Below are 22084 nucleotides of genomic sequence, written 5' to 3'. Positions count from 1 at the left end.
GCGGCGCCCATCGGCGTCCCGGCCGACGGCTGGGCTCCTCGCCACCGGTGGTGACAACGGAGCCATGCGGCTCCGCGACCCCGGGTAGTGCTCCCCGCTGCCCCGCAACCACGAGCGAGGTCCCATACGTGAGGAAGCACCGCAGGAAGATGCCCTACCGGAAGATGACCGTCGCTGTCGTCGCAGCGGGGGCCGTGAGCATCCCCACCGCCGCCATGGCCGGCAGCCACGCCCCGCCCGAGAAGCCCGCCGCTTCCACGAGCGCCCCGAAGGCGTCCGGCGCCGACGCCCGCGTGCTGAAGCTCGTCAACAGAGAGCGCCGCAAGGTGGGGTGCCCGCCGCTGAAGATGAACGCAGAGCTGAGGAAGGCCGCCCAGGCCCACAGCACGGACATGGCATCGCGCGAGAATATGTCCCACACGGGCTCCGACGGTTCGGCTCCGGACGACCGGATCGCGCGCGCCGGTTACGGCTGGCATGCGTACGGCGAGAACATCGCCCACGGCTACACCACCCCCAAGAGCGTCGTGGCGGGCTGGATGAACAGCCCCGGCCACCGGCGCAACATCCTCAACTGCGCGTTCAAGGAGATCGGCGTGGGCCACGCCCGGCCCGGCAACTACTGGACGCAGGACTTCGGGACGGCCTCGGGCTGAACCCGGCAGTCCCGCGTGCCGCGCGGCACGCCGTCGGGATCAGCCGAGTGCGTCGCGGGAGTCCTCCGCCTGGAGCACGAGCGAGCTCCACCGGACGCTGTCCCGGCCATGGAGATCGGCACGCTCGCTGCTCAGGACCGTCCGCAGGCGGTGCGCAGCACCCAGCTCGACGGTCTCAGCAGCGGACACGTCGAACATGTGGCGGCCTTCGGGCACGGGTCCGTGGCGGAGGTTGACGAAGAACCGGCCGCCGGGCATCAGCAGGGCGGCGATCCTGGCCATCGCCTGCCCGCGTTCCCCGGCGTCCAGATGCATCCACACCGCAGTGGCGAAGATCGCGTCGAACCGGCCCGGATGCTGACGCAGCGCCAGCTCAGGAAGAAGGTCGTCGACCCAGCCGATCGCGCTGCCCGCATGGATGCGCTGTCCGTGCGCCCGCAGCTCCGCCGTCGGCTCGACGGCCACGACGTCGTGGCCCAGGGCTGCCAACGCGGCAGCATCGCGCCCCGTACCCGCGCCGATGTCGAGGATCCGCACAGGCTCGGCGGGTACCAGGCCCAGCACGTCGCGGTGGACCTCGCCGAAGGTGACTTCCTCGTACTGGACCGCCAGCGCGTCCGCCGCCCCGGCATACCCGGTCGTTCCCCTGGCCCGGCGGATGCTGTCTCCGTCAGCGGTCATCCGATCGCTCATGGCGGAAGGCTACTGGCCCGCGGGCCCGCCCTATTCGGGAATGACCGCGACCGCGTCGATCTCCACGAGCGCGCCCGGTCGAGCGTGTCCTGCGGTGGAGACGACCGTGATGGCCGTGCGGTGATCGCCCCACACCGATCGCGACGCCGCGTACGCCACCTGCGCGTCGACTCCGTTGACGAGGTAGATGTTGAGTTTGGCGACATGCTCGGGACCGCTGCCCGCGGCGGCAAGCACGGTCAGCACGTTCCGCATGGCCTGAGTGGACTGCGCCTCGATGCCGTCGAGCAGCTTCCCGGTTCCGTCGGTGCCGAGCTGACCACCGACATGGACCGTGCGGGCGGCGGCGGGTGTGATCACCCCCTGCGTGAAGGCAGGGTTGTTGTGGAGCTCTTCGGGGTCGAGGTGTGTCGTCCTCGCGGCCATGTGTCGCTCCCCAGAGGTGCCGGGCTTCGTGTGCAGGTAGAGGTCGCGCAGCAGGCAGACCTCGGACAGGTGGTGGATCAGTTCGCGGTTGATGTGCAGCACCAGGTCGGCCATGGGCAGCTCGGGGAAGGGCTCCTTCTCGCCGACCGGGACCCGGAGCCCGGCGTCGCCGAGGCCGCGCACCCCTTCCAGCCAGACGTCGAGCTGGGTCTGGAGCTGGTCGAGCGCGGTGGCCGCGTTACCGGCGTACTCCCAGGTCTCGTACGACGCCGCCGGTGCGCCGAAGTGCGCCGCGTTGCGTGCGGCGAGCACGCCGACGATGACGTGGCCGAGGCGCCAGGCGATCGTGGTGAACGCCGCGGGGACCGGCTGCGGGAAGGCGAAGTCGATCGTGAAGTCCCCGGCACCGGCCTGCACGGGCGCCGTCGAGCTGCCGCGCGGCCGCACGCTCCAGGCATCCGGCACCGGCGACCAGAAGTACTCGTCGTCGGTCATGCCCTCCAGCCGGGCTCGGAGCTGGTGGTTCCAGTGGAACTCCAACTGCTCGCGCAGCGTGCGGTTCAAGTCGAGTTCGTTTGCGTCCATGGCGTCACTCTGACACCTCTGGCGGACAGGATCGGTCCGCTATTTCTGGCAGGGTGGGGCGGCATGAATACGGCGAGCGGGGACGAGCGGGGTACGACGGAGCGGGTGCTCACGCTGCTCGGGCTGCTGCAGCAGCGCCAGGTCTGGACGGGCCCCGAGCTCGCCGACCGGCTCGGGGTCACGCCGCGCACGATACGGCGCGATGTCGAGCGGTTGCGCGCTCTCGGCTATCCGGTGCACGCCGCCCAGGGCGTCGGCGGCGGCTACCGGCTCGGCGCGGGGCAGGAGCTGCCGCCGCTGCTTCTCGACGACCAGGAGGCCATCGCCACCGCGGTCTCGCTGCTCGTCGGCGCGGGCGGCGCGGTCACCGGCGCCGGCGACGCCGCGCTCCGGGCGCTCACCAAGCTCGACCAGGTGCTGCCCGCCCGGCTGCGGCACGAGGTGCGCGCGCTCTCCGGCTCGGTGGAGTCCTTCGACACAGGGCGCACGCCGGTCGACCCCGAGGTACTCATGACGCTGGCCAGGGCCTGCCGCGACGAGGTCGAGGCAGGCTTCGACCACCCGTCCGGGGGCGAGGTGCGACGGCGGCGGGTCGAGCCCTACCGCCTGGTCGCCTCCGACCGGCGCTGGTACCTCTTCGCGTACGACCTCGATCGCGCCGACTGGCGCAGCTTCCGCGTCGACCGGATGACCGAAGTCTCCGCACGCACCTGGCACTTCCGCCCGCGCGCGGCGCCCGACGCGGTGACGTACGTGCAGGAGGGCGTGGCGAGCCGGGTCTACCCGCAGCGGGCGCGCTTCCTCGTGCACGCGTCGGCCGACACGGTGCGCGCGCAGATTCCGGCGTCGGCGGCCGTCGTACGACAGCGCGGGAGCGAACGCTGCGAGGTGCTGAGTGGCGCCGAGCGCCTCGACGCCGTGCTCATGCACGTACTCCTGCTGGGACACGACTTCGAGGTACTCGACCCTCCGGAGCTCGGGGCGCGCTGCCGCGAGCTGGCGCAGCGGCTGCTGTCGGCCGGCGCAGCGATCTCCCCGGTGGAGGACGACCGCGCCGGGGATCGCGTCCAGCGATGAATCCCGGTGGCGCGCCTTCCCGTTTCCCGCCACGCGATCTCCCCTCACGCGAACGGAACTTCGCGCGATCGCACCGCCGGCACGGGCGGGACCTCCGCCCCGGAGCCAAAAACCTGTTGGCGGACCACGGCGGCCACCTGCTAGCTTTCCGGAGGCCGTGCGAGAGAACGAGGAGGTGGTACCCGTGAACGCAGTATCGACATGGGTGCTCCCCTCCGGGGTCACGGTCGGGCGATAGGCAGGTCGTCCGGGAGCGCCGTTCAAGCGCACTCCCGAAAGGCACGACCATGCGATTCACTTCCGAACAGCGTCTCGACGACGGCGTCCTCGAACGCGAATTCACCCTCGGCGAGATCCCCGGCATCCTGTGGACGCCCGCATCCGCGTCCTCATCCGCACCGGCACCACTGATCCTGCTCGGCCACCCTCCCCTCGGGCTGCACAAGATGTACCCCCGGCTGGTGGCCCGGGCCCGGCACTCCGCGGCGGACGGCTTCGCCGCGGCCACCATCGAGCTCCCCGGAAGCGGCGACCGGCCCCGTTGGCCCGCCGTCGAGCAGGCCCGCGCCGACCTGCGCCGGGCGCTGGCGGCCGGCGAGCCGGTCAGCGACGAGATCGTCGACGCCCTCGTCCTCCCGCTGGTCGAAAAGGCGGTTCCGGAATGGCAGGCCGCCCTGGACGCCCTCCTTGCCCTGCCCGAGATCGGCGGCCCGGTCGGGTACTCGGGTGGAGTGATCTCCATCGGGACCCGGCTGGCGGTGGTCGAGCCGCGCGTCTCGGCCGCCGTTCTGTTCGCCGGGAGTTTCGTGCCTCGCACCATGTTCGATGAGGCCCGGCAGGTCACCATTCCGCTGCACGTCCTGCTGCAGTGGGACGACGAAGGAAACGACCGGCAGTCGGCCCTGGACCTGTTCGACGCCTTCGGCTCCGAGGAGAAGACGCTGCACGCCAACATGGGCGGACACACCGGCGTCCCGCAGTTCGCGGGGGACGCCGCGGCCCAGTTCTTCACCCGGCACCTGAAGTAAGGCCGGGCGGCCGGCAGCAGGCGGTAGGCGCGTCGGCCAGGCCGCCGCCATCGAGGACAGGCCCCGGCCCTCCTCGATGGCGGCGGCCGACACGACACGCCCGCGGCGTCCTCTTCAGGGGGCAGGGCGGACCGGCCGCGTACTGCAGCGACAGTACGTACGACTCCATGCAGCCGCACGACGACGATGACGCACCCGTTCGCGAAGGATCGAGGCATTCCTTCGAGAGACTGGAGCGCCTCCTCGTGGCTGTTTTCCTTTACCGGCTGGGCCGCTTCTCCTTCCGGAGACGCCGGCTCGTCGCCCTGCTCTGGGTGGTGGTCCTGGCCGCGTGCGCCTTCGCCGCGGCCAAGGCCCCGGCCGCCCCCGAGGACGGGTTCTCGATGCCCGGGACGGAGTCGCAGAAGGCGTTCGACCTGCTGGACCAGCGCTTCCCCGGCGGCAACTCCGACGCCGCCGACGCCCGGATCGTCTTCGTCGCGCCCGAGGGCCAGAAGGTCACGGCGGGCCCGAACAAGGCGGCCATCGAGAGGATCGTCGCGGACGTGGCGGGCGGCGACCAGGTCAAGGGCGCCCTCGACCCGTTCAAGATGGCCGGGGCGGTGAGCAAGGACGGCACCACCGCGTACTCCACCGTCTCGTACGACGTACAGAGCATCGATCTCACCGACGCCACCACCAAGGCGCTGGAGGACGCCGCCGAGAAGGGGCGGGACGCGGGGCTGACCGTCGAGCTCGGCGGATCGGCCCTGGTGCCGGAGGGCGAGCTGGGTGGTACGACGGAACTCGTCGGCGTCGCCGCCGCCGCGGTCGTCCTGCTCATCACCTTCGGTTCGCTCGCCGCGGCGGGCCTCCCGCTGCTCACCGCGATCGTCGGCATCGGCATCGGGGTGGCCTCGATCGTCGCGATCGGGATGTCCACGACGACGACCACGCTCGCGCTGATGCTGGGGCTCGCGGTCGGCATCGACTACGCCCTGTTCATCGTCTCGCGCTACCGGACCGAACGCGCCGAGGGCCACGACGCCGAGGAGGCCGCGGCACGGGCCGTGGGCACGGCGGGCTCCGCGGTCGTCTTCGCCGGTCTCACCGTCGTCATCGCGCTGGCGGGCCTGTCCGTGGTCGGCATCCCGGTCCTGACCAAGATGGGCCTCGCGGCGGCGTCCACCGTCGTGATCGCCGTCCTGGTCGCGATGACCCTGCTGCCCGCGCTGCTCGGCTTCTTCCGCGATGCCGTCCTGCCGCGTACCCGGCGCAAGGGGAGCAAGGGGCGCGGCGGCCAGCGTGCCAGGGACGGCCGGCCCAACCTGGGCACCCGCTGGGCCCGTTTCGTGATCCGCCGGCCGCTCGCGGTCCTAATGCTCGGCATTCTCGGCCTCGGCCTGATCTCCGTACCGACGCTCGATCTCCAGCTCGGCATGCCGGGCGACGAGTCGAAGTCCACCTCGACCACCCAGCGCCGCGCCTACGACGCCCTGGCCGACGGCTTCGGCCCCGGCTTCAACGGACCGCTGACCGTCGTCGTCGACGCGAAGACCGCCGAGGACCCGAAGGCCGCCGCGGCACGGGCCGCGAAGCGGCTCACCGCCACCGACGGCATCGTCGCCACGACTCCTCCCGCCTTCAACGAGGCCGGTGACACCGCGGTGCTCACCGCCGTACCCTCCACCGGGCCGAGCTCCGCGGACACCACGGACCTCGTCCACAGCATCCGCGACGAGGCCCGTGACCTGAAGTCCGAGACCGGCGCGAATGTGCTCGTCACCGGCGCGACCGCGGTGAACATCGACGTGTCGCAGAAGGTCAACGACGCGCTGCTGCCCTATCTCGCGCTCGTCGTCGGCCTGGCGTTCCTGCTCCTGATGGTCGTCTTCCGCTCGCTGCTGGTCCCGCTCAAGGCGGCACTCGGCTTCCTGCTGTCGGTGGCGGCGGCCTTCGGCGTGATCGTCGCGGTCTTCCAGTGGGGCTGGCTCGCCGACACCCTCGGCGTCGAGCAGACCGGGCCGGTGATGAGCATGACGCCGATCTTCCTGATCGGTGTGGTCTTCGGGCTGGCCATGGACTACGAGGTCTTCCTCGTGACCCGGATGCGGGAGGCGTACGTCCACGGGGAGCGGCCCGGCGAGGCGATCGTCACCGGGTTCCGGCACAGCGCCCGGGTCGTCGGCGCCGCGGCCGTCATCATGATCGCGGTGTTCGCCGGGTTCATCGGGATGAGCGAGTCGATGATCAAGATGATGGGTGTCGGCCTCGCCTCGGCCGTCTTCTTCGACGCCTTCGTCGTCCGGATGACGATCGTCCCGGCCGTGCTCGCCCTGCTGGGCGACCGGGCGTGGTGGCTGCCGAAGTGGCTGGCGGGCGTCGTGCCCCAGGTGGACGTCGAGGGCGAGAAGCTGAGCCACGGCGACCCGTCGGCGCCCGCGTCGGCGGCGGAACCCGCCCCCGATCCCGTACGCGCGTGAGTCGCGGTGGAGTGATGTGAGGCGGCCGGAGGCCCGTCCGTCGTGCGTGTGACGGACGGGCCTCCGGTCTCACCGCGCAGGCGGGCGGGCGAGTCGAGGACCATGGATGGTCGGACAGGGACTTTTCGGAAGAGCTGGAAGAGCCGGAAGAGAAGGAGAGACTGCGTGTTCGCCGACTGGTGGCAGTGGGCCCGACGCCACCCACGGGCCGTCGACGTGGCGATTGCCGTGGTGCTGTGGCTCCTCGCGGTCTTCTCCAGCACCCTGACCGGCGCCCGGATCGTCCGCGTTCCGACGCTCGACTTCTCCCTGGTCGCCGTCGTGCCCTCCGCCGTTCTGCTGCTGGGACAGCGCAGGTTCCCGCGCACGGTGGTCGCGGTGACGACGGTGTGCGGCGGCGTCCTGGGCGTCATGGGCGGCCGCATCGGGTTCGACCCCAGCCCCAGCGTCGTCGGCGCCGCCCTGGTCGCCCTCTATCTCCTGGCCCTGCGCACGGACCTGCGCACGACCATCACGTACACGGCCGGGATGGCCGTCGCTCTCGCCCTCGTCTCCGTCGGCTGGGGCCACGGCGCGCTGCTGCGGCCCGACCAGGTCGGCACCCTCTCGTGCGTGCTGCTGGCGGGCGCCGTCGGTGAGTCGGTACGCAACCGGCGCGACCATCTCGCCGCCGTGGAGGCACGGGCCGAACTGGCGGAACACACCCGCGAGGAGGAGGCGCGCCGCCGGGTGAGCGAGGAACGGACCAGGATCGCCCGCGAGCTCCACGACATCGTCGCGCATCACATCGCCCTCGCCCACGCCCAGGCGGCCACCGCCGCGTACCTGCTGCGCAGCCGCCCCGAGCAGGCGCAGGACATGATGGACCAGCTCGCCGGAACCACCTCCTCCGCCCTGCGCGAGCTCAAGGCGACCGTGGGCCTGCTACGCCGCGAGGGCGACCCCGAGACGCCGCTGGAACCCTCCCCCGGGCTGGCCCAGCTCCCGGAGCTGGTCGCCTCGTTCGAGCGGACGGGGCTCGTCGTCTCGGTGTCGGTGGAGGGCGAGGAGCGGGCCCTGTCGTCGGGCACGGACCTGACCGCGTACCGGATCGTGCAGGAGGCACTGACCAATGTCACCAAGCATGCGGGGTCCGCGACGGCGTCGGTCCGGCTCCGCTACACGCGCCGGCTGCTCTCCCTCACCATCACCGACGACGGACACGAACCCCGCACGGCGGGCGAGCCGGGCTACGGCCTCATCGGCATGCGCGAACGGGCCCTGTCCGCGGGCGGCTGGCTGGCCGCCGGGCACCGGGCGAGCGGCGGTTTCGAGGTGACCACCGAACTTCCCCTGGAGGCCCCGGGGCCGGCGGAACCCGACCCCCACCAGGACGACGAGGAGAGGACGGCGCGGTGACCATCCGGGTACTGCTGGCCGATGACCAGGCGCTGCTGGCCGGGACCTTCCGGCTGCTGATCGAGTCGAACGACGACATGGAGGTGGTCGGTGTCGCGGCGGACGGCCGGGAGGCGGTGAAGCAGGCCCGCGCCACCGCGCCGGACGTGGTGGTGATGGACATCCGCATGCCGGGCATGGACGGGCTGGCGGCCACCGAGGAGATCTGCCGCGACGAGGCGCTGCGACAGACCCGCATCCTCATCCTCACCACGTTCGAGATCGACGATTACGTGGCCGGCGCCCTGCGTGCGGGCGCCAGCGGCTTCCTCGGCAAGGACGTCGGCCCCGAGGAGCTCCTGGACGCGATCCGGACGGTGGCCGCGGGCGACACGCTCCTGTCCCCGACCGCCACCCGGGCCCTCATCACCCGTTACCTGGCCCGCCCGGAGGGCGGCGTCGCCGCGCCCGAGTCCCTGGACGTGCTGACCGCCCGCGAGCGCGAGGTCATGGCGCAGGCCGCCGAGGGCCTGTCGAACGACGAGATCGCCGCCCGGATGCACGTCAGCCCGCTGACCGTACGCACCCACGTGGGGCGTGCGATGACGAAGCTGGGCGCCCGGCACCGGGCCCAACTGGTCGCCATGGCCTACCAGTCGGGCCTGGTACGGGTGGACCCGCCGCAGGGCCGGGGCGCGGCCGGGTAGCCCGGGGCCCGCGTGCTCGGCGCGCGGGGAGGCGGTCCGCTGGCTAGCGTGAAAAGCCGGACCACCCCCACCGAGCGCGAAGGAGTCAGGGTCATGGCTGTACAACCGGAGGGCACACCGTGCTGGGCCGACGCGATGTTCGCCGACCTGGAGGGCGCGAAGAGCTTCTACGGTGATGTGCTGGGCTGGACGTTCGGCGAGTCCTCGTCCGAGTTCGGCAACTACACGCAGGCGTACGCCGACGGCAAGGCGGTCGCCGCGGTGGTGCCGCCGATGCCCGGCCAGGAGGGCCACTCGGCCTGGTGTCTGTACCTGGCCTCGCCGGACGCCGAGGCCACGGCCGCGAAGATCCGCGACAACGGTGGCGAGACCCTGATGGACCCCATGCAGGTCGGCGAGTTCGGCACGATGCTGCTGGCCCGCGACCCCAGCGGCGTCGTCTTCGGCGTGTGGCAGGCCGGCACCCACGAGGGCTTCGAGGCGCAGGCGGTGCCCGGCGCGTTCTGCTGGGCCGAGGTCTTCACCCGGGAGCCCGAGAAGTCCGACGCGTTCTTCCCCGCCGTCTTCCCGTACTCGATGGTGGAGATGGCGGACGAGCACGTCGACTTCCGGATGTTCAACCTCGGCGACAAGACCGTCATGGGGCGGATGAAGATGGGCGACGAGTTCCCGCCCGAGGTTCCGCCGCACCTGAACGTGTACTTCACGGTCGCCGACTGCGACGCGGCGGTGGCGAAGGCCACCGAGCGCGGCGGCGTCCTGCGGTTCGGGCCGATGACCATGCCGTTCGGCCGGTTCGCCGCGCTGACGGACCCGCAGGGTGCGGCGTTCTCCGTCATCGACGTCAACACGACCGAGGGCGAGATCCCGAAGACGAAGCCGGTGTCCTGAGCCGTCAGGACCGGGTCTGCCGCTCCAGCAGGTCGGGCAGGTCGGCGAAGGAGTCGATCACGTGGTCCGGGGTGCCCTCGGCCGCGCGGTGCGTCTCGGGGAGGTACTTGCCGGTCCTGACGAGTACGCCGGTGAGCCCGGCGGCCTGGGCCGCCAGCACGTCCGACTCGATGTCGTCGCCCACCATCAGGGCCTCGGACGCGGTGACGCCGAGGTGGGCCAGGGCCGCGGCGAAGAACGATCCGGCCGGTTTGCCGGTGATCTCCGCCTCGGTCCGGGCCGCCCGCTCCAGTCCCAGGAGGAAGGCCCCGGTGTCGAGGTCGAGCCCGGCGGCCGTGCGCCAGTACAGGTTCCGGTGCATGGCCACGAGCCGGGCGCCGCGCTGCAGATGCCGGAAGGCGCGGTTCAGCTCCGCGTAGCCGAAGGCGTCCCCGGCCCCGCCGATGACGACGACATCCGGCGCCTCGCCCTCGCCCTCGTCCTCGCCCCCCTCATCGACCAGGGTCACGCCCGCCAGATCGTCCCGGATGTCCCCCGAGTTGATCAGCAGACAGCGGGCGCCCGGGTGGTGCTCGCGCAGATGCGCCGCGGTGGCGGCCGGGGCGGTGAGGATGTCCTCGGCCGTGACGGGAAAGCCCTGGCCCGCGAGTTTCGCGGCGACCGAGGCACGGGTGCGGGAGGTGGTGTTGGTGACCAGGACCAGCGGGAGGCCCGCCTCGCGCAGGCGCCGCATCGCCGCGACAGTGCCGGGCAGTGGTTTCCACGCCACCGTGAGCACTCCGTCGATATCGATCAGAACCGCTCCGATTCGTCCCATACAACCGACCTTGCCCGAGTTGCGGGGGTGTCGCACATGGGGTTGTTTCGAAGGTAGGGAAGCCTGCTTGGGGGTGAACCACCGTGCTGTTCTCCGACCGCGAGGACGCGGGCCAGCAGCTGGCCGAGGCGCTGCACCACCTCGAACGGGAGAACCCCGTCGTGCTGGGACTGCCCCGCGGCGGAGTCCCGGTGGCCTTCCAGGTGGCCCAGACGCTCGGTGCCGAACTCGATGTGATCGTCGTCCGCAAGCTCGGCGTGCCGCACCACGAGGAGGTGGCGTTCGGCGCCATCGGCGAGGGCGGGGTCCGGGTCATCAACGACGACATCGCCTTCCGGCTGCGGGCCGGGAAGCAGGATCTCGCGGCGGTCGAACGGGTCGAGGAGGCGGAGCTCGTACGGCGGGCACAGGTGTACCGGGCCGGCCGGGTACGTACCCCGCTCGCAGGCCGGACGGTGATCGTCGTGGACGACGGCATCGCGACCGGCGCCACCGCCGAGGCGGCCTGCCAGGTGGTACGGGCACAGCAGCCGGCGCGCGTGGTGGCGGCCGTCCCGGTGGCACCGCCGGACGCGGTCGTGCGGCTGCGCCGGAGCGCGGACGAGGTGGTGTGCCTGTCGGTGCCGCCCCTGTTCTACGCGGTCGGCGAGTGGTACCGGGACTTCACGCAGACCTCCGACGAGGAGGTCGTCTCCCTGCTGGCACAGGCCAGGAACAGCGGACATGTGACACCGGGCTGCGACTGAGCGGGGGCGCCCGCCCGGCCACGGCCCGGCGCCGCGGTCAGCCCGCGCAGTACGCGTCCCGCTCCGGCCGGGTCCCGGTGTTCAGGAACGTGGTGACCACGCCGTCGCCGCAAGCGTTCCCGTTGCCCAGGTACATGCCGTGCCCACCGTGGTCGACGGCGACCATACGGGCCCGGTCCCCGAAGGCCGCCCGCATCTTCAGCGCGCCGGAGTACGGCGTCGACGGGTCGCGCAGGCCCTGGATCATCAGGACGTTGGACGGTCCCTGGTCCGTGATCCTGGTCGGCTGCTCGGCAGGAGCGTCCTTCCAGAAGGCGCACGGGGTGACGTTCACCGGAATCCCCGCGGTCAGCGGATGCTTCGCGCGGTCGGCGGCGACGGCGCGCCGGTACGAGGGGACGGTGCCCCGCCAGCGCACGTCGTTGCAGACCACGGCCATCGAGACCGCCGCGTCCGCGTCCGGCAGCGGCCCGCTCAGTGCGGCAGGCAGCACGGGCTTCACCGAGGCGCTCCGGGCCGCCTGGACGAGCCTCGCGAACTCGGCAAAGGCGTCGTCGCCGTACATGGCCATCTGGAGCGCCTGACGCAGCCGGTTGCCGGTCAGCGGAACGCCCGGCGTGGTGGACTCCCTCGGTTCCCGGTCCAGCCGCGCCGCCAGCCCCAGCACCAGCGGCCGCACGTCCTCGGCCCGCTGCGCGAGCCGCAGCCCCTCCTCGTCCCTGGCCGGGTCGGAGGCCCACCGCGCGAAGTCGGGGAACCGGTCCTCCGCCGCCACCGCCATGTTCGCCATCCAGCCCTGCGCGACGCGCGACGGGTCCGGGTCGCCGCTGCTGTCCAGCACCCAACGGTCCGTGTGCTGCGGGTACTTCTGCGCGTACACGGCGCCGACGTAGGTGCCGTACGAGATCCCCCAGGCCGACAGCTTCTCCTCACCGAGCGCCTGCCGGAAGCGGTCGATGTCCCGCACCTCGTTGGCCGTGGTGAGGCTCCGCAGCACCGCTCCGCCGTTGCGCGCACAGGCCTCGGCAATGCGCCGGGAGCGCGTCACGTTCCCGGTGATCGAGCCGTCGGCGGCGGGCCAGGACCGCATGTTCACCAGCTCCCGGTCCTCCGGGTCGAGTCCGCAGCTCGCCTTCGTGCTGCCGCCGACCCCGCGAGGGTCGAGGCTCACGATGTCGTACCGCCCCTCCGTCGCCTGCCGCAGCCGCTCCCCCTTCTCCGTCACCCGCTGCACCCCGGAGGTACCCGGACCACCGGCGATCACCACCAGCGTCCCGCGCCGCGCGGCGGGCCGGTCGCTGCGGACCCGGGTCACCGCGAGCGAGAGCTGCGGGCCGTCCGGGTCCCGGTAGTCCAGCGGTACGGGCAACTCGGCGCACTCCCGCCCGACGGGCCCGCCGGCCGTGTCGCAGGGACGCCAGGAGAGCGCGGGCGCGGTGTTGGCCGAGGCGACGGCTCGCGGGGTCGCGGCCCCGGTGAGAACGGTGGCGACGGCGGTGACGGACAGGGCGACGAACGCGGCGGATTTTCCGTAAGTCCTCATGCCACAAGGCTGGTTGAGCGCGACCGCTCAACCCAGCCGGGAGGCATGACGGTGTGCGGTGGGGTTAGCCCCCGGCGAACTCTCCGGCTTTCACGCCCGCCACGAAGGAGGAGAACGAGGAGGCGGAGGCGTTCAGAACCGGGCCGCCGGGGTTCTTGGAGTCGCGGACGGGGACCAGGCCGCGCGAGGCGACGAGGTTGGCGGCGACCTCGATGCAGTTGCCGCCGTTGTCGCTGTATGAGGATTTGAACCAGCGTGGGGACTCGGTCGTGGTCGTCACGGGGTGCCCTTTCGTACCTCATTGATCATGGCCACCGATGCCGCCTGGGACAGCGCTTCGGCCTGTAGTTGATGGTAGGCCGTCAGCAGCGGGAACACGGAGGTCGTATCGCGCTCCAGATGTCCCCGCATCTGGGATTCCGCATAGGCGATCACGGACATGTCCGACAGCGTCAGCAGATTCATTGGAAGGTTGAACGTGCGACGCTCCCCCATGTCGAACGGAGCAATCTGGAGCACGGTGTTCGGCAGCGTGGCGAACTCCACCAACCGGTCGAGCTGGGCGGCCATGACCTCGCCCCCGCCGACCCGCCTGCGGATGCAGCTCTCGTCCATCACCACCATCATCATGGGAGGGCGGGGACGCACCAGAGCAGCCTGGCGCTCCGCCAGGAAGGAGACTCGCTCGGCCGCTTGCTCCGGAGCGATCGCCCCTCTCCGCAGCGCGCTGTCCGCCAGTACCCCCGCGTACTCCTGCGTCTGCAACAGCCCTGGGATGATGCCGATTTCGTACAGCCGGATCTCCACCGCGCGGCCCTCGTGCCCCACGTACTGCGGGAAGCCCTCCAGCAGCGAACCGTGCCGGATCTCGCGGTACTGGCGTTCGAACGTGTCGGCTGTTTCACCGGTGCCGAAAACCTGGTCCGCGTTGCGCGAGAACCGAAGAGTCGGCATCTTGCGACCGGTTTCGACGGCGGAGATGTGTGTGCCGGAGTAGCCCATCCGATCGGCTAACTCCTCCTGCTTCCAGCCGTGTTCCTCTCGCAATCTGCGGATGCGCGCACCGAAGGCCGCCTCCGGACTGCTCTCGGGGTCCAACTCCTTGCGGTTCAACGGCTTCACCTGACTTTTCGCTCGCACCCAACAAGTTGAAGCACCCCTGACTCTAGGCCAATCTGAGCTCGCTCAGTAGCGGAATGACTACGGAGAGGAGCTATTCGTGTTAGCCGAGAACAGGCGTGAGAGAGAAAGCTGTTGTCCCGAGTGCCAGCAGCTCCGGCTGGCCGTGGCCCTCGCCAATGATCAGTACGACTACAGCGGGGCGACCGACTGCCGGGTGCTGCTCCGGCGCCACCGCGACACGGCGGACTGCACGGAACGGGGGTCGGCATGAGCGAGCAAGTTCCCGCACCCGAGCCCGACCTGCCCGAGCTCAACCCGCTGCGGTGGCCCCCCTGCGAGTGCGCGAGGTGCCGCTCCGGCGGGGGCGGCGAGCCTGCGGACTCCACGCTGATACGGCAGCTCCGGGCCAAGGTCACCGAGGAGAACGGGCTGCGCAGCTCGCTCCGGCGGGCGCGGTGAGAATTCCGGACGCCGCTCTCGTCACACTTCCGCTCCGCCGTCCGTCAGTGCAGTGAGGGCGCGGCGAGAACGCCGCCGCGGCCGTGACGGACAGCGAAGGAGAGACATCATGCAGGCACGTATCGAGAACCCGGCCGAGATCCTTCCCGAGGCCCTGCCGCCCGTACTGGGCCTGGTCAAGGCCATCAGCAAGGGCGGGCTGCCGGAGACCACGCTCGAACTGGTCGGTCTGCGGGTCAGCCAGATCAACGGCTGCACCTTCTGCGTCGACGGGCACGTACGCAACGCCAGGAAGGCCGGGGAGAGCGACGAGCGGCTGTTCGCCGTGTCGGCCTGGAGCGACGCGCCGTACTTCACCGAGGCCGAGCGGGCCGCGCTGGCGCTCGCGGAGCACGCGACCCGGCTCAGCGACCGCTCCGATCCGGTGCCGGACGCCGTCTGGGACGAGGCCGCCCGCCACTTCAGCGAGAAGCAGCTCTCCGCGCTGGTCCTCGCGATCGGTCTGACGAACCTGTTCAACCGCATCACCGTCACCACCAAGCAGCCCCCGGGCAAGACCTGGTAGAGGTCACGCGCCGGGGACTGCGGAGGCGACTGTGCCGGGGCCGTCAGTTCGACGGCTTCTGGGCGGTCTCCTTGATGAAGAAGCCGGCCAGTGCGCCGATCACCAGCAGGATCGGCATCATCAGCAGGGCGGTTCCGTAGTCGGACAGGCCCGGGTCGTCCGGGAGGAGCCGGCCGGGCACGGCCTGGAGCACACCGCCGACGATGAAGCAGATGCCGTTGACGATGGCCGCGGAGCTGCCGACCAGGGCACCGCCGACGGACTCCCCGGCCACGGTGAAGCCCAGCATGTGCGCACCGGCGAACAGCCCGATGGCGAACATGACGACCATGGAGACGCTGTTGGTCTCCTCGGGCAGATAGATCAGCAGGGCGATGGCCACCGCCTGGAGCAGTACGCCGACGATCGCCGGGGTGCGGCGGTCGTGCCAGTGGTCGGAGAGCAGGTTGAACAGCGGCGCGCCGACCGCGAGGCCCAGCCAGGACATGGCGGTCAGCGTCGCGGCGAACCCCGGGTCGGCGCCGCGCGCCTCCATCACCCGGGGCCCCCACAGCACGCCGACGGCCAGCATCGAGCCGAAGGAGACCCCGGCGAGCACGGACGACAGCACCACGTTGCGGTTGGCGAAGCACTTGCCGAGGTCCTTGAAGATGCTGGCGAACAGCGGCGGCCTGGATGTGGCCTGCCTGAGCGTTTCCGACCCCGGCGCCGGATTGCGTACGAGCAGGAGGAACAGCACGATCAGCAGCACGCCCATCGCGCCGAAGCCGTTGAGCAGCTGCTGCCAGGTCATGTGGTCGAGCTGCCAGGAGATGGCCGGCTGCCCCACCGCGGAGCCCAGCGACGCCAGCGTCTGCACCAGGCCGAACATCAGCCCGTAGCGGGCCGCCGGGAACCACTGGCCGCCGACGTAGCCCGCGCCGACGAAGCCGAAGGACGAGCCGATGGCCAGCACGATCTGGGCGATGATGAGCGTGGCCATGTTCGTCGTCTGCGCGTACAGGAAGGCGCCCACGGTGACGAACGCGACGCCGATCGCGAGCAGCGGACGCGTGCCGAAGCGGTCCAGCAGCGCCCCGCTGAAGAACTGGCACAGCGCGAACGCCCAGGTGTAGACCGAGCTCGCCAGGCTGATCTGGGCGACGGTGAGGGACGCGGTCTTCTGGATCTCCGGGGAGACGACGGCGTACCCGGTCTGGATGGCGAACAGCCAGACGACGAAGAGCGCGCAGAGCCCCCAGACGATCCAGGCCTCGGCCCCGCCGATGGTGCGGTGCGGGCCGTGCAGGATGCGGGCGCCGGGATGGTGCCGGTACTCTGCGGCGGGCCGGTCGGTGCCCGAGCCCGAGCCCGTGCCCGTGTCCGTGGTCGTCGACATGGCTCAGGCCTCCCGGTCGTGGGCGAGCGCGCCGGCCACGTAGGTCGCGCGTACGGTCCGGTCGTCGCCCATCACGGCGAGCACGAAGAGCAGTTCCTCGATGTCCTCGACCCTCGCGGTGCGCTGCGCGAGCAGCGGGGTGGCCTCGGGGTCCAGGACCACGAAGTCCGCCTCCTGGCCGGGTTCGAGGGAGCCGATGGTGTCCTGGAGGCCGAGGGCCTCGGCGCCGCCGCGGGTGGCGAGGTAGAACGCCTTGACCGAGTCCAGCGGGTAGTTGGTCAGCTCGGCGACCTTGTACGCCTCGTTCATCGTGGACAGCAGCGAGAAGCTGGTGCCGGCGCCGATGTCCGTACCCAGTCCGACCTTCATCGGGCGCATGGGGTCCTTGGCGTCGTGGACGTGGAAGAGGCCGCTGCCCAGGAAGAGGTTGGAGGTCGGGCAGTGCGAGACGGCGGTGCCGGTCTCGGCGCAGCGGGCGCGCTCGCGGCCGGTCAGATGGACCCCGTGGGCGAGGACCGCGCCGTCGCCGAGGAGCCCGTAGTGGTCGTACACGTCGAGGTAGCCGCTGCGTTCGGGGAACAGGGACCGCACCCAGGAGATCTCGCCGGTGTTCTCCGAGACATGGGTGTGGACGAGGGTGCCGGGGTGTTCCTTCCACAACTGCCCGGCCGCTTCCAGCTGTTCGGGGGTACTGGTGGGCGCGAATCGCGGTGTGATGGCGTAGAGGTTGCGGCCCTTGCCGTGCCATCGCTCGATGAGCTTCTTGGAGTCGTCGTAGGCGGACTGCGCGGTGTCCAGGAGGGCGTCGGGGGCGTTGCGGTCCATCAGGACCTTGCCGCCCACCATGCGCATGTCGCGCCTGGACGCCTCCTCGAAGAGGGCGTCGGCCGAGTCCGGGTAGACGGCGGCGAAGGTGAGCGCGGTCGTGGTGCCGTTGCGCAGCAGTTCGTCGCAGAAGGCGGAGGCGACCTCGCGGGCGTACACGCCGTCGTCGAAACGCTGCTCCTCGACGAAGGTGTAGTGGTTCAGCCAGTCGATGAGCTGCGAGCCGAACGCGGCAATGATGCCGGTCTGCACGTAGTGGATGTGCGTGTCGATGAATCCGGCGCTGATGACGTGGCCCGGGTAGTGCACGGGGGTGACGCCGGGGGGTATTCGGTCGCGCAGCGCCGTGTAGTCACCGGCCGCGGTGATCTTCCCGTTCTCGCAGATCAGCAGGCCGTCCGGTTCATGGACGAAGGCGTCCTCCCGGCTCGTCAGGAATGGGTCGTTCCGGTAGCGGATGAGGGTGCCTCGTACGGCGGTGGCGGTGGCGGTGGCGGTCTGAGGGGAGCCGGGCGTCATCTCGGGCGTACCTCCGGGTGCGGCAGCGTGTCCGTCGTGCTGACAGCCGTGCTGGCAGTCGTCCTGACAGTTGAGCCGTCGGAGTCACTCCCCGCCGGGTGGGCGGGGCCGATCGGGTGACGGGGCAGGGGCCCGGGGCGGTGCCGTCTCCCCTACGAAGAGCCCGGCGAAGGCCCCCAGGCCGGGCAAACCCCCGGGCGATAGCCTGGTGCGTACGGCAGGCAGGAGAACGTGCCCATGGGAACCCCGAACCCACAAGGTTCCGTCGTCGCGGTGGTCGCGCTCGGCGGTGCGATCGGGGCGTCCGCCCGCTACGGGGCCGCGCTGGTCTGGCCCACCGCCCCGGGCGGCTTCCCGTGGACGACGCTGGTCGTGAACGCCGTCGGATGTGCGGTGATCGGCGTCTTCATGGTGGTGATCAGCGAGGTGTGGACGGCACACCGGCTGGTGCGGCCGTTCTTCGGTACGGGGGTGCTCGGCGGGTTCACCACGTTCTCGACGTACGCGGTGGACATCCAGCGCCTGCTCGACGGCGGCCGGCTCCGTGCCGGTCTGGGGTATCTGGGACTGACGCTGTTCGCGGCTCTCGCGGCGGTGTGGAGTGCGGTGTGGGCGACCCGCCGCGTGCTGGCCTGGAGGCAGTCATGACGACGCCGGGGACGGAACGGGGCCTGCGCCTCACGGTTCTCGTGGGCGAGTCCGACGGGTGGCACCACCGGCCGGTCTTCACGGAGATCGTGCACCGGGCGCACCTGGCCGGGCTGTCCGGCGCCAGTGTGTTCCGGGGCATCGAGGGCTTCGGCACCTCGTCGATGATCCACACGCAGCGGCTGCTCTCGCTGAGCGAGGACCTGCCGGTGGCGGTCGTGATCGTGGACACCGAGGCAAGGATCAGGGCGTTCCTGCCGCTCATCGGGGAACTGATCGCGGGCGGCGGAGTGGCCTTCCTGGACGAGTGCGAGATCGTGCGCTTCGGCGACGAACGGGAGCGGGAGCGGGGCCGTTGAACTGGCTGCTGGTGATCGTCGGGGCGGCGGTCGGGGCGCCGCTGCGGTATCTGACCGACCGGGCGGTGCAGTCCCGGCACGACAGCGTCTTCCCATGGGGGACGTTCACGATCAATGTGTCGGGTTCGCTGATCCTGGGTCTGCTGACCGGCGCGGTGGCGGCCGGCGCCGCCTCCTCGCATCTGCAACTGCTGATCGGCACGGGGCTGTGCGGGGCGCTCACCACGTACTCGACGTTCAGCTACGAGACGCTGCGGCTCGCGGAGGACGGTGCGAAGTCCTACGCGGTGGCCAATGTCGTGGGAAGTGTGGCGGCGGGGCTGGGCGCGGCGTTCGCCGGGGTCGCACTGGCGCGGGCGCTCTGGCCGTAGGGCTGTGGCCTGCGGTCGGCGTCCCCTGCCACCGCAATGCGAGACGGTGGCAGGGGAACGCCGTTGGGGAGGAACCGTCACCGAGCGCCGGGCGATTCAACCCGTCTCGCGCCGACAGCGGTCCGTCAGATGCCGACGCTAGGCAACCGCCGGCGCCCCGTGCAGGGCACCACGCCGGTGCCGTCACCCGGCGCCACTCCAACAGCAGGCACCGCGCCGGGATACGGGCGCCGGCGGCCTTGATCCACCGGCGCCCGCAGTGATTCGCTGCGTAGCCGAATACCGGATGAAGCACGGCGTGAAGTACCGCGTGATCCGCGAGCGAAGTGAGAGGCCCTCCAGTGCCGGACAACAGCACCACCGTTCCGTCTCGCCCCGTCACCGTCGTCACCGGCGGCAGCCGGGGGATCGGCGCCGCGACCTGTATCCGTCTGGCGAGGGACGGGCATGACCTCGCCCTGGGCTTCGTGAGCAACGCCGAGGCCGCCGAGCGGACCGCGGCGGCGGTACGGGCCGCGGGGGCGCGCTGCGTCACGGTGCGGGTGGACACCGCCGAGGAGGCCGAGGTGGAACGGCTCTTCGACACGGCGGCCGAGCAGCTCGGGCCCGTGACCGGGCTGGTCAACAACGCGGGGGTGACGGGCCCGCTCGGGCGTCTCGCCGACACCTCCGCCGAGACGCTGCGCCGCGTCGTGGACGTGAACCTCCTCGGCTACCTGCTGTGCTGCCGCCGGGCCGCGAAGGACATGGCGGCCGGCGGGGCGGGCGCGATCGTCAATGTCTCCTCGGCCGCCGCCACCCTCGGCAGCCCCGGGGACTTCGTCCACTACGCCGCCACGAAGGCGGCGACGGACGCGCTGACGATCGGGCTCTCCAAGGAACTGGGGCCCGACGGCATCCGGGTCAACGCGGTCGCCCCCGGCATGATCGACACCGATATGCACGCCACGGCGGGCGATCCCGGCCGCGCGGACGCGGCCGTCCCCGGGATCCCGCTCGGCCGCGTCGGCTCCGCCCCGGAGATCGCGGCCGCCATCGCCTGGCTGCTGTCGGGCGAGGCGTCCTACGTGACCGGGACGGTCCTGCGGGTCGCGGGCGGCCGGTAGCGGGGCGCGGACCGGGCCTGCGGGGTGGCGTGGACGCCGCGCTACCCGCCGCGGTTCGCGCGGCGCTGCTTCGCGGCGGCGAGTGCCTCCGCGGTGGGCAGGTCGGAGCGGCGTGACCGGCCCGCCTTCGTGGGGGCGCTGCCCCGGCCCCTGAAGGGCACACTCCGCGGGCGCTCCGTCGCCGCCGGCGCGCTGCCGTCGACGGGCACCCCCGAGGGCTTCCGCGCGCCGGTGATCCGGCTCAGCTCGGCCTCGCCCGAGCGGACCTGGGCGATCTTCGGGGTGATCCCGGCGTCGGCCATCAGCCGGGTCATCTCCCGGCGCTGTCCCGGCAGCACCAGCGTGACGACGCTGCCGGACTCCCCGGCACGGGCGGTACGGCCGCCGCGGTGCAGGTAGTCCTTGTGGTCGCTCGGCGGATCGACGTTGACGACCAGGTCCAGGTTGTCGATGTGGATGCCGCGCGCCGCTACGTTCGTCGCGACCAACACCGTGACCTGCCCGTTCTTGAACCGGTCCAGGGTGCGGGTGCGCTGCGGCTGGGACTTTCCGCCGTGCAGCGCGGCGGCCCGCACCCCGCTGCCGAGCAGATGGTCGGTGAGCTTGTCCACGGCGTGCTTGGTGTCCAGGAACATGAGCACCCGGCCGTCGCGGGCCGCGATCTCGGTCGTGGTGGCGTACTTGTCCGCGCCCTGCACGTAGAGGACGTGGTGCTCCATCGTCGTCACGGCACCGGCCGCCGGGTCGACCGAGTGGACCACCGGGTCGTGCAGGTAGTTCCGTACGAGCAGGTCGACGTTACGGTCCAGGGTCGCCGAGAACAGCATCCGCTGGCCCTGCGGCAGCACCTGGTCGAGCAGTTCGGTGACCTGCGGCATGAACCCCATGTCGCACATCTGGTCGGCCTCGTCGAGAACGGTGACGGAGACCCGGTCCAGCCGGCAGTCGCGGCGCTCGACGAGATCCTTGAGCCGGCCCGGTGTGGCGACGACGACCTCGGCGCCGCCGCGCAGCGCGGTGGCCTGCCGGCCGATCGACATGCCGCCGACGACGGTGGCCATCCGCAGCTTCAGCGCGCGGGCGTACGGGGTGAGCGCGTCGGTGACCTGCTGGGCCAGTTCCCGGGTGGGGACGAGGACCAGGGCCAGCGGGCGGCGGGCGTCGGCCCGGTTGCCCGCGATCCGGGCCAGCAGGGCCAGGCCGAAGGCGAGCGTCTTGCCGGAGCCGGTCCGGCCGCGGCCCAGCACGTCGCGCCCCGCGAGCGAATTCGGCAGGGTGGCCGCCTGGATCGGGAACGGCGTGGTGACGCCCTCGGCGGTGAGCGCCGACCGCAGCGCCTCGGGCAGGTCCAGCTCGGCGAAGGCCGAAATTGCGGGCAGCGCCGGGGTGATGGTCTTCGGCGCCGCGAACTCCCCCTGCACGGGGGCGGGCCTGCGGCTGCCGGAACGGGGACGGGAATATCGGTCGTTCGAACGTGCTGTGCGGTCGCGGTCCATACGGAACCCTTCCTCGACAGGGCGCGTATCGAGGAATTCGCTGCGGCGGCGGGCGGCGCAGGAATCGCAAGAACGGGCCATTGACAAGCCTGGACGGAGCCCGGCTGCGAAAAACGAGCCGCGCCGGAGTGGCTCGGGCGGGCGCCGGACGGCGCGGACGACAGCGAACCGGGGCCCGCACCCTCAGGTGCGGGCCCCGGTCGTGCAAGTCGTCACAGCGCGTCGGCG

At 71.6% G+C, this 22084-nt stretch carries 23 protein-coding genes and 1 pseudogene; 15 read left to right on the top strand and 9 right to left on the bottom strand.

All coding sequences use genetic code 11. The annotated features are described in order from the left end of the window. The first annotated feature begins 164 nt into the window (after nt 1-164). Complete coding sequence (locus OG842_RS20775) at nt 165-656, top strand: CAP domain-containing protein (protein ID WP_323185768.1); 492 nt, start codon at nt 165-167, stop codon at nt 654-656. A gap of 39 nt (nt 657-695) precedes the next feature. Here OG842_RS20775 and OG842_RS20770 read toward each other — a convergent pair whose 3' ends face one another. Next, on the bottom strand, nt 696-1349 hold the full coding sequence (locus tag OG842_RS20770) for a class I SAM-dependent methyltransferase (RefSeq protein ID WP_266731555.1): 654 nt from the start codon (nt 1347-1349) through the stop codon (nt 696-698). A 30-nt stretch (nt 1350-1379) separates the two neighbouring features. Next, nucleotides 1380-2360 carry a DinB family protein gene (locus OG842_RS20765; protein ID WP_323185767.1) on the bottom strand — a complete coding sequence of 327 codons (981 nt, stop codon included), beginning with the start codon at nt 2358-2360 and terminating at the stop codon, nt 1380-1382. A gap of 63 nt (nt 2361-2423) precedes the next feature. Between OG842_RS20765 and OG842_RS20760 the strand changes: the two genes are divergently transcribed. The 6 genes from OG842_RS20760 to OG842_RS20735 all read left to right on the top strand — a co-directional run bounded on the left by OG842_RS20760 (nt 2424) and on the right by OG842_RS20735 (nt 9902). Further along, nucleotides 2424-3437 carry a helix-turn-helix transcriptional regulator gene (locus OG842_RS20760; protein ID WP_266731553.1) on the top strand — a complete coding sequence of 338 codons (1014 nt, stop codon included), beginning with the start codon at nt 2424-2426 and terminating at the stop codon, nt 3435-3437. Nucleotides 3438-3724: 287 nt separating this feature from the next. Further along, nucleotides 3725-4465, top strand: coding sequence for an alpha/beta hydrolase (locus OG842_RS20755; protein WP_266731551.1), 741 nt, complete (start codon nt 3725-3727; stop codon nt 4463-4465). 245 nt (nt 4466-4710) lie between these two features. Next, on the top strand, nt 4711-6927 hold the full coding sequence (locus OG842_RS20750; RefSeq protein ID WP_266731549.1) for an MMPL family transporter: 2217 nt from the start codon (nt 4711-4713) through the stop codon (nt 6925-6927). 165 nt (nt 6928-7092) lie between these two features. After that, complete coding sequence (locus tag OG842_RS20745; RefSeq protein WP_266731547.1) at nt 7093-8325, top strand: sensor histidine kinase; 1233 nt, start codon at nt 7093-7095, stop codon at nt 8323-8325. Further along, on the top strand, nt 8322-9011 hold the full coding sequence (locus OG842_RS20740) for a response regulator transcription factor (RefSeq protein WP_266731545.1): 690 nt from the start codon (nt 8322-8324) through the stop codon (nt 9009-9011). Before OG842_RS20745 ends, OG842_RS20740 begins: the two co-directional genes overlap by 4 nt. A 93-nt stretch (nt 9012-9104) precedes the next feature. Next, nucleotides 9105-9902, top strand: a complete 798-nt coding sequence (locus OG842_RS20735) for a VOC family protein (RefSeq protein WP_266731544.1) — start codon at nt 9105-9107, stop codon at nt 9900-9902. A 4-nt stretch (nt 9903-9906) separates the two neighbouring features. On the opposite strand, the gene OG842_RS20730 is transcribed toward OG842_RS20735, so the two are convergent. Continuing rightward, nucleotides 9907-10719: an HAD-IIA family hydrolase gene (locus tag OG842_RS20730; protein WP_266731543.1), complete on the bottom strand. Its 813-nt coding sequence runs from the start codon at nt 10717-10719 to the stop codon at nt 9907-9909. A gap of 83 nt (nt 10720-10802) precedes the next feature. On the opposite strand from OG842_RS20730, the pseudogene OG842_RS20725 reads away from it, so the two are divergent. Further along, nucleotides 10803-11429: pseudogene (locus OG842_RS20725) on the top strand (phosphoribosyltransferase); the annotation flags it as partial. Between the two features lie 73 nt (nt 11430-11502). Here OG842_RS20725 and OG842_RS20720 read toward each other — a convergent pair. From OG842_RS20720 to OG842_RS20710, 3 genes are all read right to left on the bottom strand, one after another. Continuing rightward, complete coding sequence (locus OG842_RS20720) at nt 11503-13008, bottom strand: alpha/beta hydrolase (RefSeq protein ID WP_266731541.1); 1506 nt, start codon at nt 13006-13008, stop codon at nt 11503-11505. A gap of 64 nt (nt 13009-13072) precedes the next feature. Continuing rightward, entirely contained in the window at nt 13073-13288 is a 216-nt protein-coding gene (locus OG842_RS20715) for a DUF397 domain-containing protein (RefSeq protein ID WP_266731539.1), read from the bottom strand. Continuing rightward, entirely contained in the window at nt 13285-14121 is an 837-nt protein-coding gene (locus OG842_RS20710; RefSeq protein ID WP_266731537.1) for a helix-turn-helix domain-containing protein, read from the bottom strand. The genes OG842_RS20715 and OG842_RS20710 overlap by 4 nt, the downstream gene beginning before the upstream one ends. A 106-nt stretch (nt 14122-14227) precedes the next feature. On the opposite strand from OG842_RS20710, the gene OG842_RS20705 reads away from it, so the two are divergent. From OG842_RS20705 to OG842_RS20695, 3 genes are all read left to right on the top strand, one after another. After that, nucleotides 14228-14401: a hypothetical protein gene (locus OG842_RS20705; protein ID WP_266731536.1), complete on the top strand. Its 174-nt coding sequence runs from the start codon at nt 14228-14230 to the stop codon at nt 14399-14401. Continuing rightward, complete coding sequence (locus OG842_RS20700) at nt 14398-14589, top strand: hypothetical protein (protein ID WP_266731534.1); 192 nt, start codon at nt 14398-14400, stop codon at nt 14587-14589. The genes OG842_RS20705 and OG842_RS20700 overlap by 4 nt, the downstream gene beginning before the upstream one ends. 109 nt (nt 14590-14698) lie before the next feature. Beyond that, nucleotides 14699-15154 carry a carboxymuconolactone decarboxylase family protein gene (locus OG842_RS20695; RefSeq protein ID WP_266731532.1) on the top strand — a complete coding sequence of 152 codons (456 nt, stop codon included), beginning with the start codon at nt 14699-14701 and terminating at the stop codon, nt 15152-15154. Nucleotides 15155-15197: 43 nt separating this feature from the next. On the opposite strand, the gene OG842_RS20690 is transcribed toward OG842_RS20695, so the two are convergent. Next, on the bottom strand, nt 15198-16532 hold the full coding sequence (locus OG842_RS20690; protein WP_266731530.1) for an MFS transporter: 1335 nt from the start codon (nt 16530-16532) through the stop codon (nt 15198-15200). Nucleotides 16533-16535: 3 nt separating this feature from the next. Next, nucleotides 16536-17876, bottom strand: coding sequence for a guanine deaminase (gene guaD / locus OG842_RS20685; RefSeq protein WP_266731528.1), 1341 nt, complete (start codon nt 17874-17876; stop codon nt 16536-16538). Between the two features lie 237 nt (nt 17877-18113). Here guaD and crcB (OG842_RS20680) point away from each other — a divergent pair, with 237 nt between their 5' ends. The 4 genes from crcB (OG842_RS20680) to OG842_RS20665 all read left to right on the top strand — a co-directional run bounded on the left by crcB (OG842_RS20680) (nt 18114) and on the right by OG842_RS20665 (nt 20360). Further along, nucleotides 18114-18524, top strand: coding sequence for a fluoride efflux transporter CrcB (gene crcB, locus OG842_RS20680; protein WP_266731527.1), 411 nt, complete (start codon nt 18114-18116; stop codon nt 18522-18524). Further along, nucleotides 18521-18883, top strand: a complete 363-nt coding sequence (locus tag OG842_RS20675; RefSeq protein WP_266731526.1) for a DUF190 domain-containing protein — start codon at nt 18521-18523, stop codon at nt 18881-18883. The genes crcB (OG842_RS20680) and OG842_RS20675 overlap by 4 nt, the downstream gene beginning before the upstream one ends. Next, the gene (gene crcB / locus OG842_RS20670) at nt 18880-19254 is read left to right on the top strand and encodes a fluoride efflux transporter CrcB (protein ID WP_266731525.1); all 375 of its coding nucleotides are present in this window, start codon (nt 18880-18882) and stop codon (nt 19252-19254) included. The genes OG842_RS20675 and crcB (OG842_RS20670) overlap by 4 nt, the downstream gene beginning before the upstream one ends. Before the next feature lie 341 nt (nt 19255-19595). Continuing rightward, nucleotides 19596-20360: an SDR family oxidoreductase gene (locus tag OG842_RS20665; protein WP_266731524.1), complete on the top strand. Its 765-nt coding sequence runs from the start codon at nt 19596-19598 to the stop codon at nt 20358-20360. Nucleotides 20361-20401: 41 nt separating this feature from the next. On the opposite strand, the gene OG842_RS20660 is transcribed toward OG842_RS20665, so the two are convergent. Continuing rightward, a complete protein-coding gene (locus OG842_RS20660; protein WP_266731523.1) occupies nt 20402-21856 on the bottom strand; it encodes a DEAD/DEAH box helicase in 1455 nt (484 codons plus the stop codon). Nucleotides 21857-22084 lie beyond the last annotated feature (228 nt).

The organism is Streptomyces sp. NBC_00376, assembly GCF_036077095.1.
In the GTDB taxonomy this organism is placed as follows: Bacteria; Actinomycetota; Actinomycetes; order Streptomycetales; family Streptomycetaceae; genus Streptomyces.
Note: the sequence above shows the minus strand (reverse complement) of the source record. Positions and strands in the feature narration are given on the sequence as shown.

What these genes read in the sequence shown, in the direction of transcription:
- guaD (WP_266731528.1), bottom strand. Translation starts at nt 17,876, where the DNA reads ATGACGCCCGGCTCCCCTCAGACCGCCACCGCCACCGCCACCGCCGTA.
- crcB (WP_266731527.1), top strand. Translation starts at nt 18,114, where the DNA reads ATGGGAACCCCGAACCCACAAGGTTCCGTCGTCGCGGTGGTCGCGCTC.
- OG842_RS20690 (WP_266731530.1), bottom strand. Translation starts at nt 16,532, where the DNA reads ATGTCGACGACCACGGACACGGGCACGGGCTCGGGCTCGGGCACCGAC.
- OG842_RS20760 (WP_266731553.1), top strand. Translation starts at nt 2,424, where the DNA reads ATGAATACGGCGAGCGGGGACGAGCGGGGTACGACGGAGCGGGTGCTC.
- OG842_RS20660 (WP_266731523.1), bottom strand. Translation starts at nt 21,856, where the DNA reads ATGGACCGCGACCGCACAGCACGTTCGAACGACCGATATTCCCGTCCC.
- OG842_RS20755 (WP_266731551.1), top strand. Translation starts at nt 3,725, where the DNA reads ATGCGATTCACTTCCGAACAGCGTCTCGACGACGGCGTCCTCGAACGC.
- OG842_RS20730 (WP_266731543.1), bottom strand. Translation starts at nt 10,719, where the DNA reads ATGGGACGAATCGGAGCGGTTCTGATCGATATCGACGGAGTGCTCACG.
- OG842_RS20720 (WP_266731541.1), bottom strand. Translation starts at nt 13,008, where the DNA reads ATGAGGACTTACGGAAAATCCGCCGCGTTCGTCGCCCTGTCCGTCACC.
- OG842_RS20695 (WP_266731532.1), top strand. Translation starts at nt 14,699, where the DNA reads ATGCAGGCACGTATCGAGAACCCGGCCGAGATCCTTCCCGAGGCCCTG.
- OG842_RS20765 (WP_323185767.1), bottom strand. Translation starts at nt 2,360, where the DNA reads ATGGACGCAAACGAACTCGACTTGAACCGCACGCTGCGCGAGCAGTTG.
- OG842_RS20675 (WP_266731526.1), top strand. Translation starts at nt 18,521, where the DNA reads ATGACGACGCCGGGGACGGAACGGGGCCTGCGCCTCACGGTTCTCGTG.
- OG842_RS20700 (WP_266731534.1), top strand. Translation starts at nt 14,398, where the DNA reads ATGAGCGAGCAAGTTCCCGCACCCGAGCCCGACCTGCCCGAGCTCAAC.
- OG842_RS20770 (WP_266731555.1), bottom strand. Translation starts at nt 1,349, where the DNA reads ATGAGCGATCGGATGACCGCTGACGGAGACAGCATCCGCCGGGCCAGG.
- OG842_RS20735 (WP_266731544.1), top strand. Translation starts at nt 9,105, where the DNA reads ATGGCTGTACAACCGGAGGGCACACCGTGCTGGGCCGACGCGATGTTC.
- OG842_RS20775 (WP_323185768.1), top strand. Translation starts at nt 165, where the DNA reads ATGACCGTCGCTGTCGTCGCAGCGGGGGCCGTGAGCATCCCCACCGCC.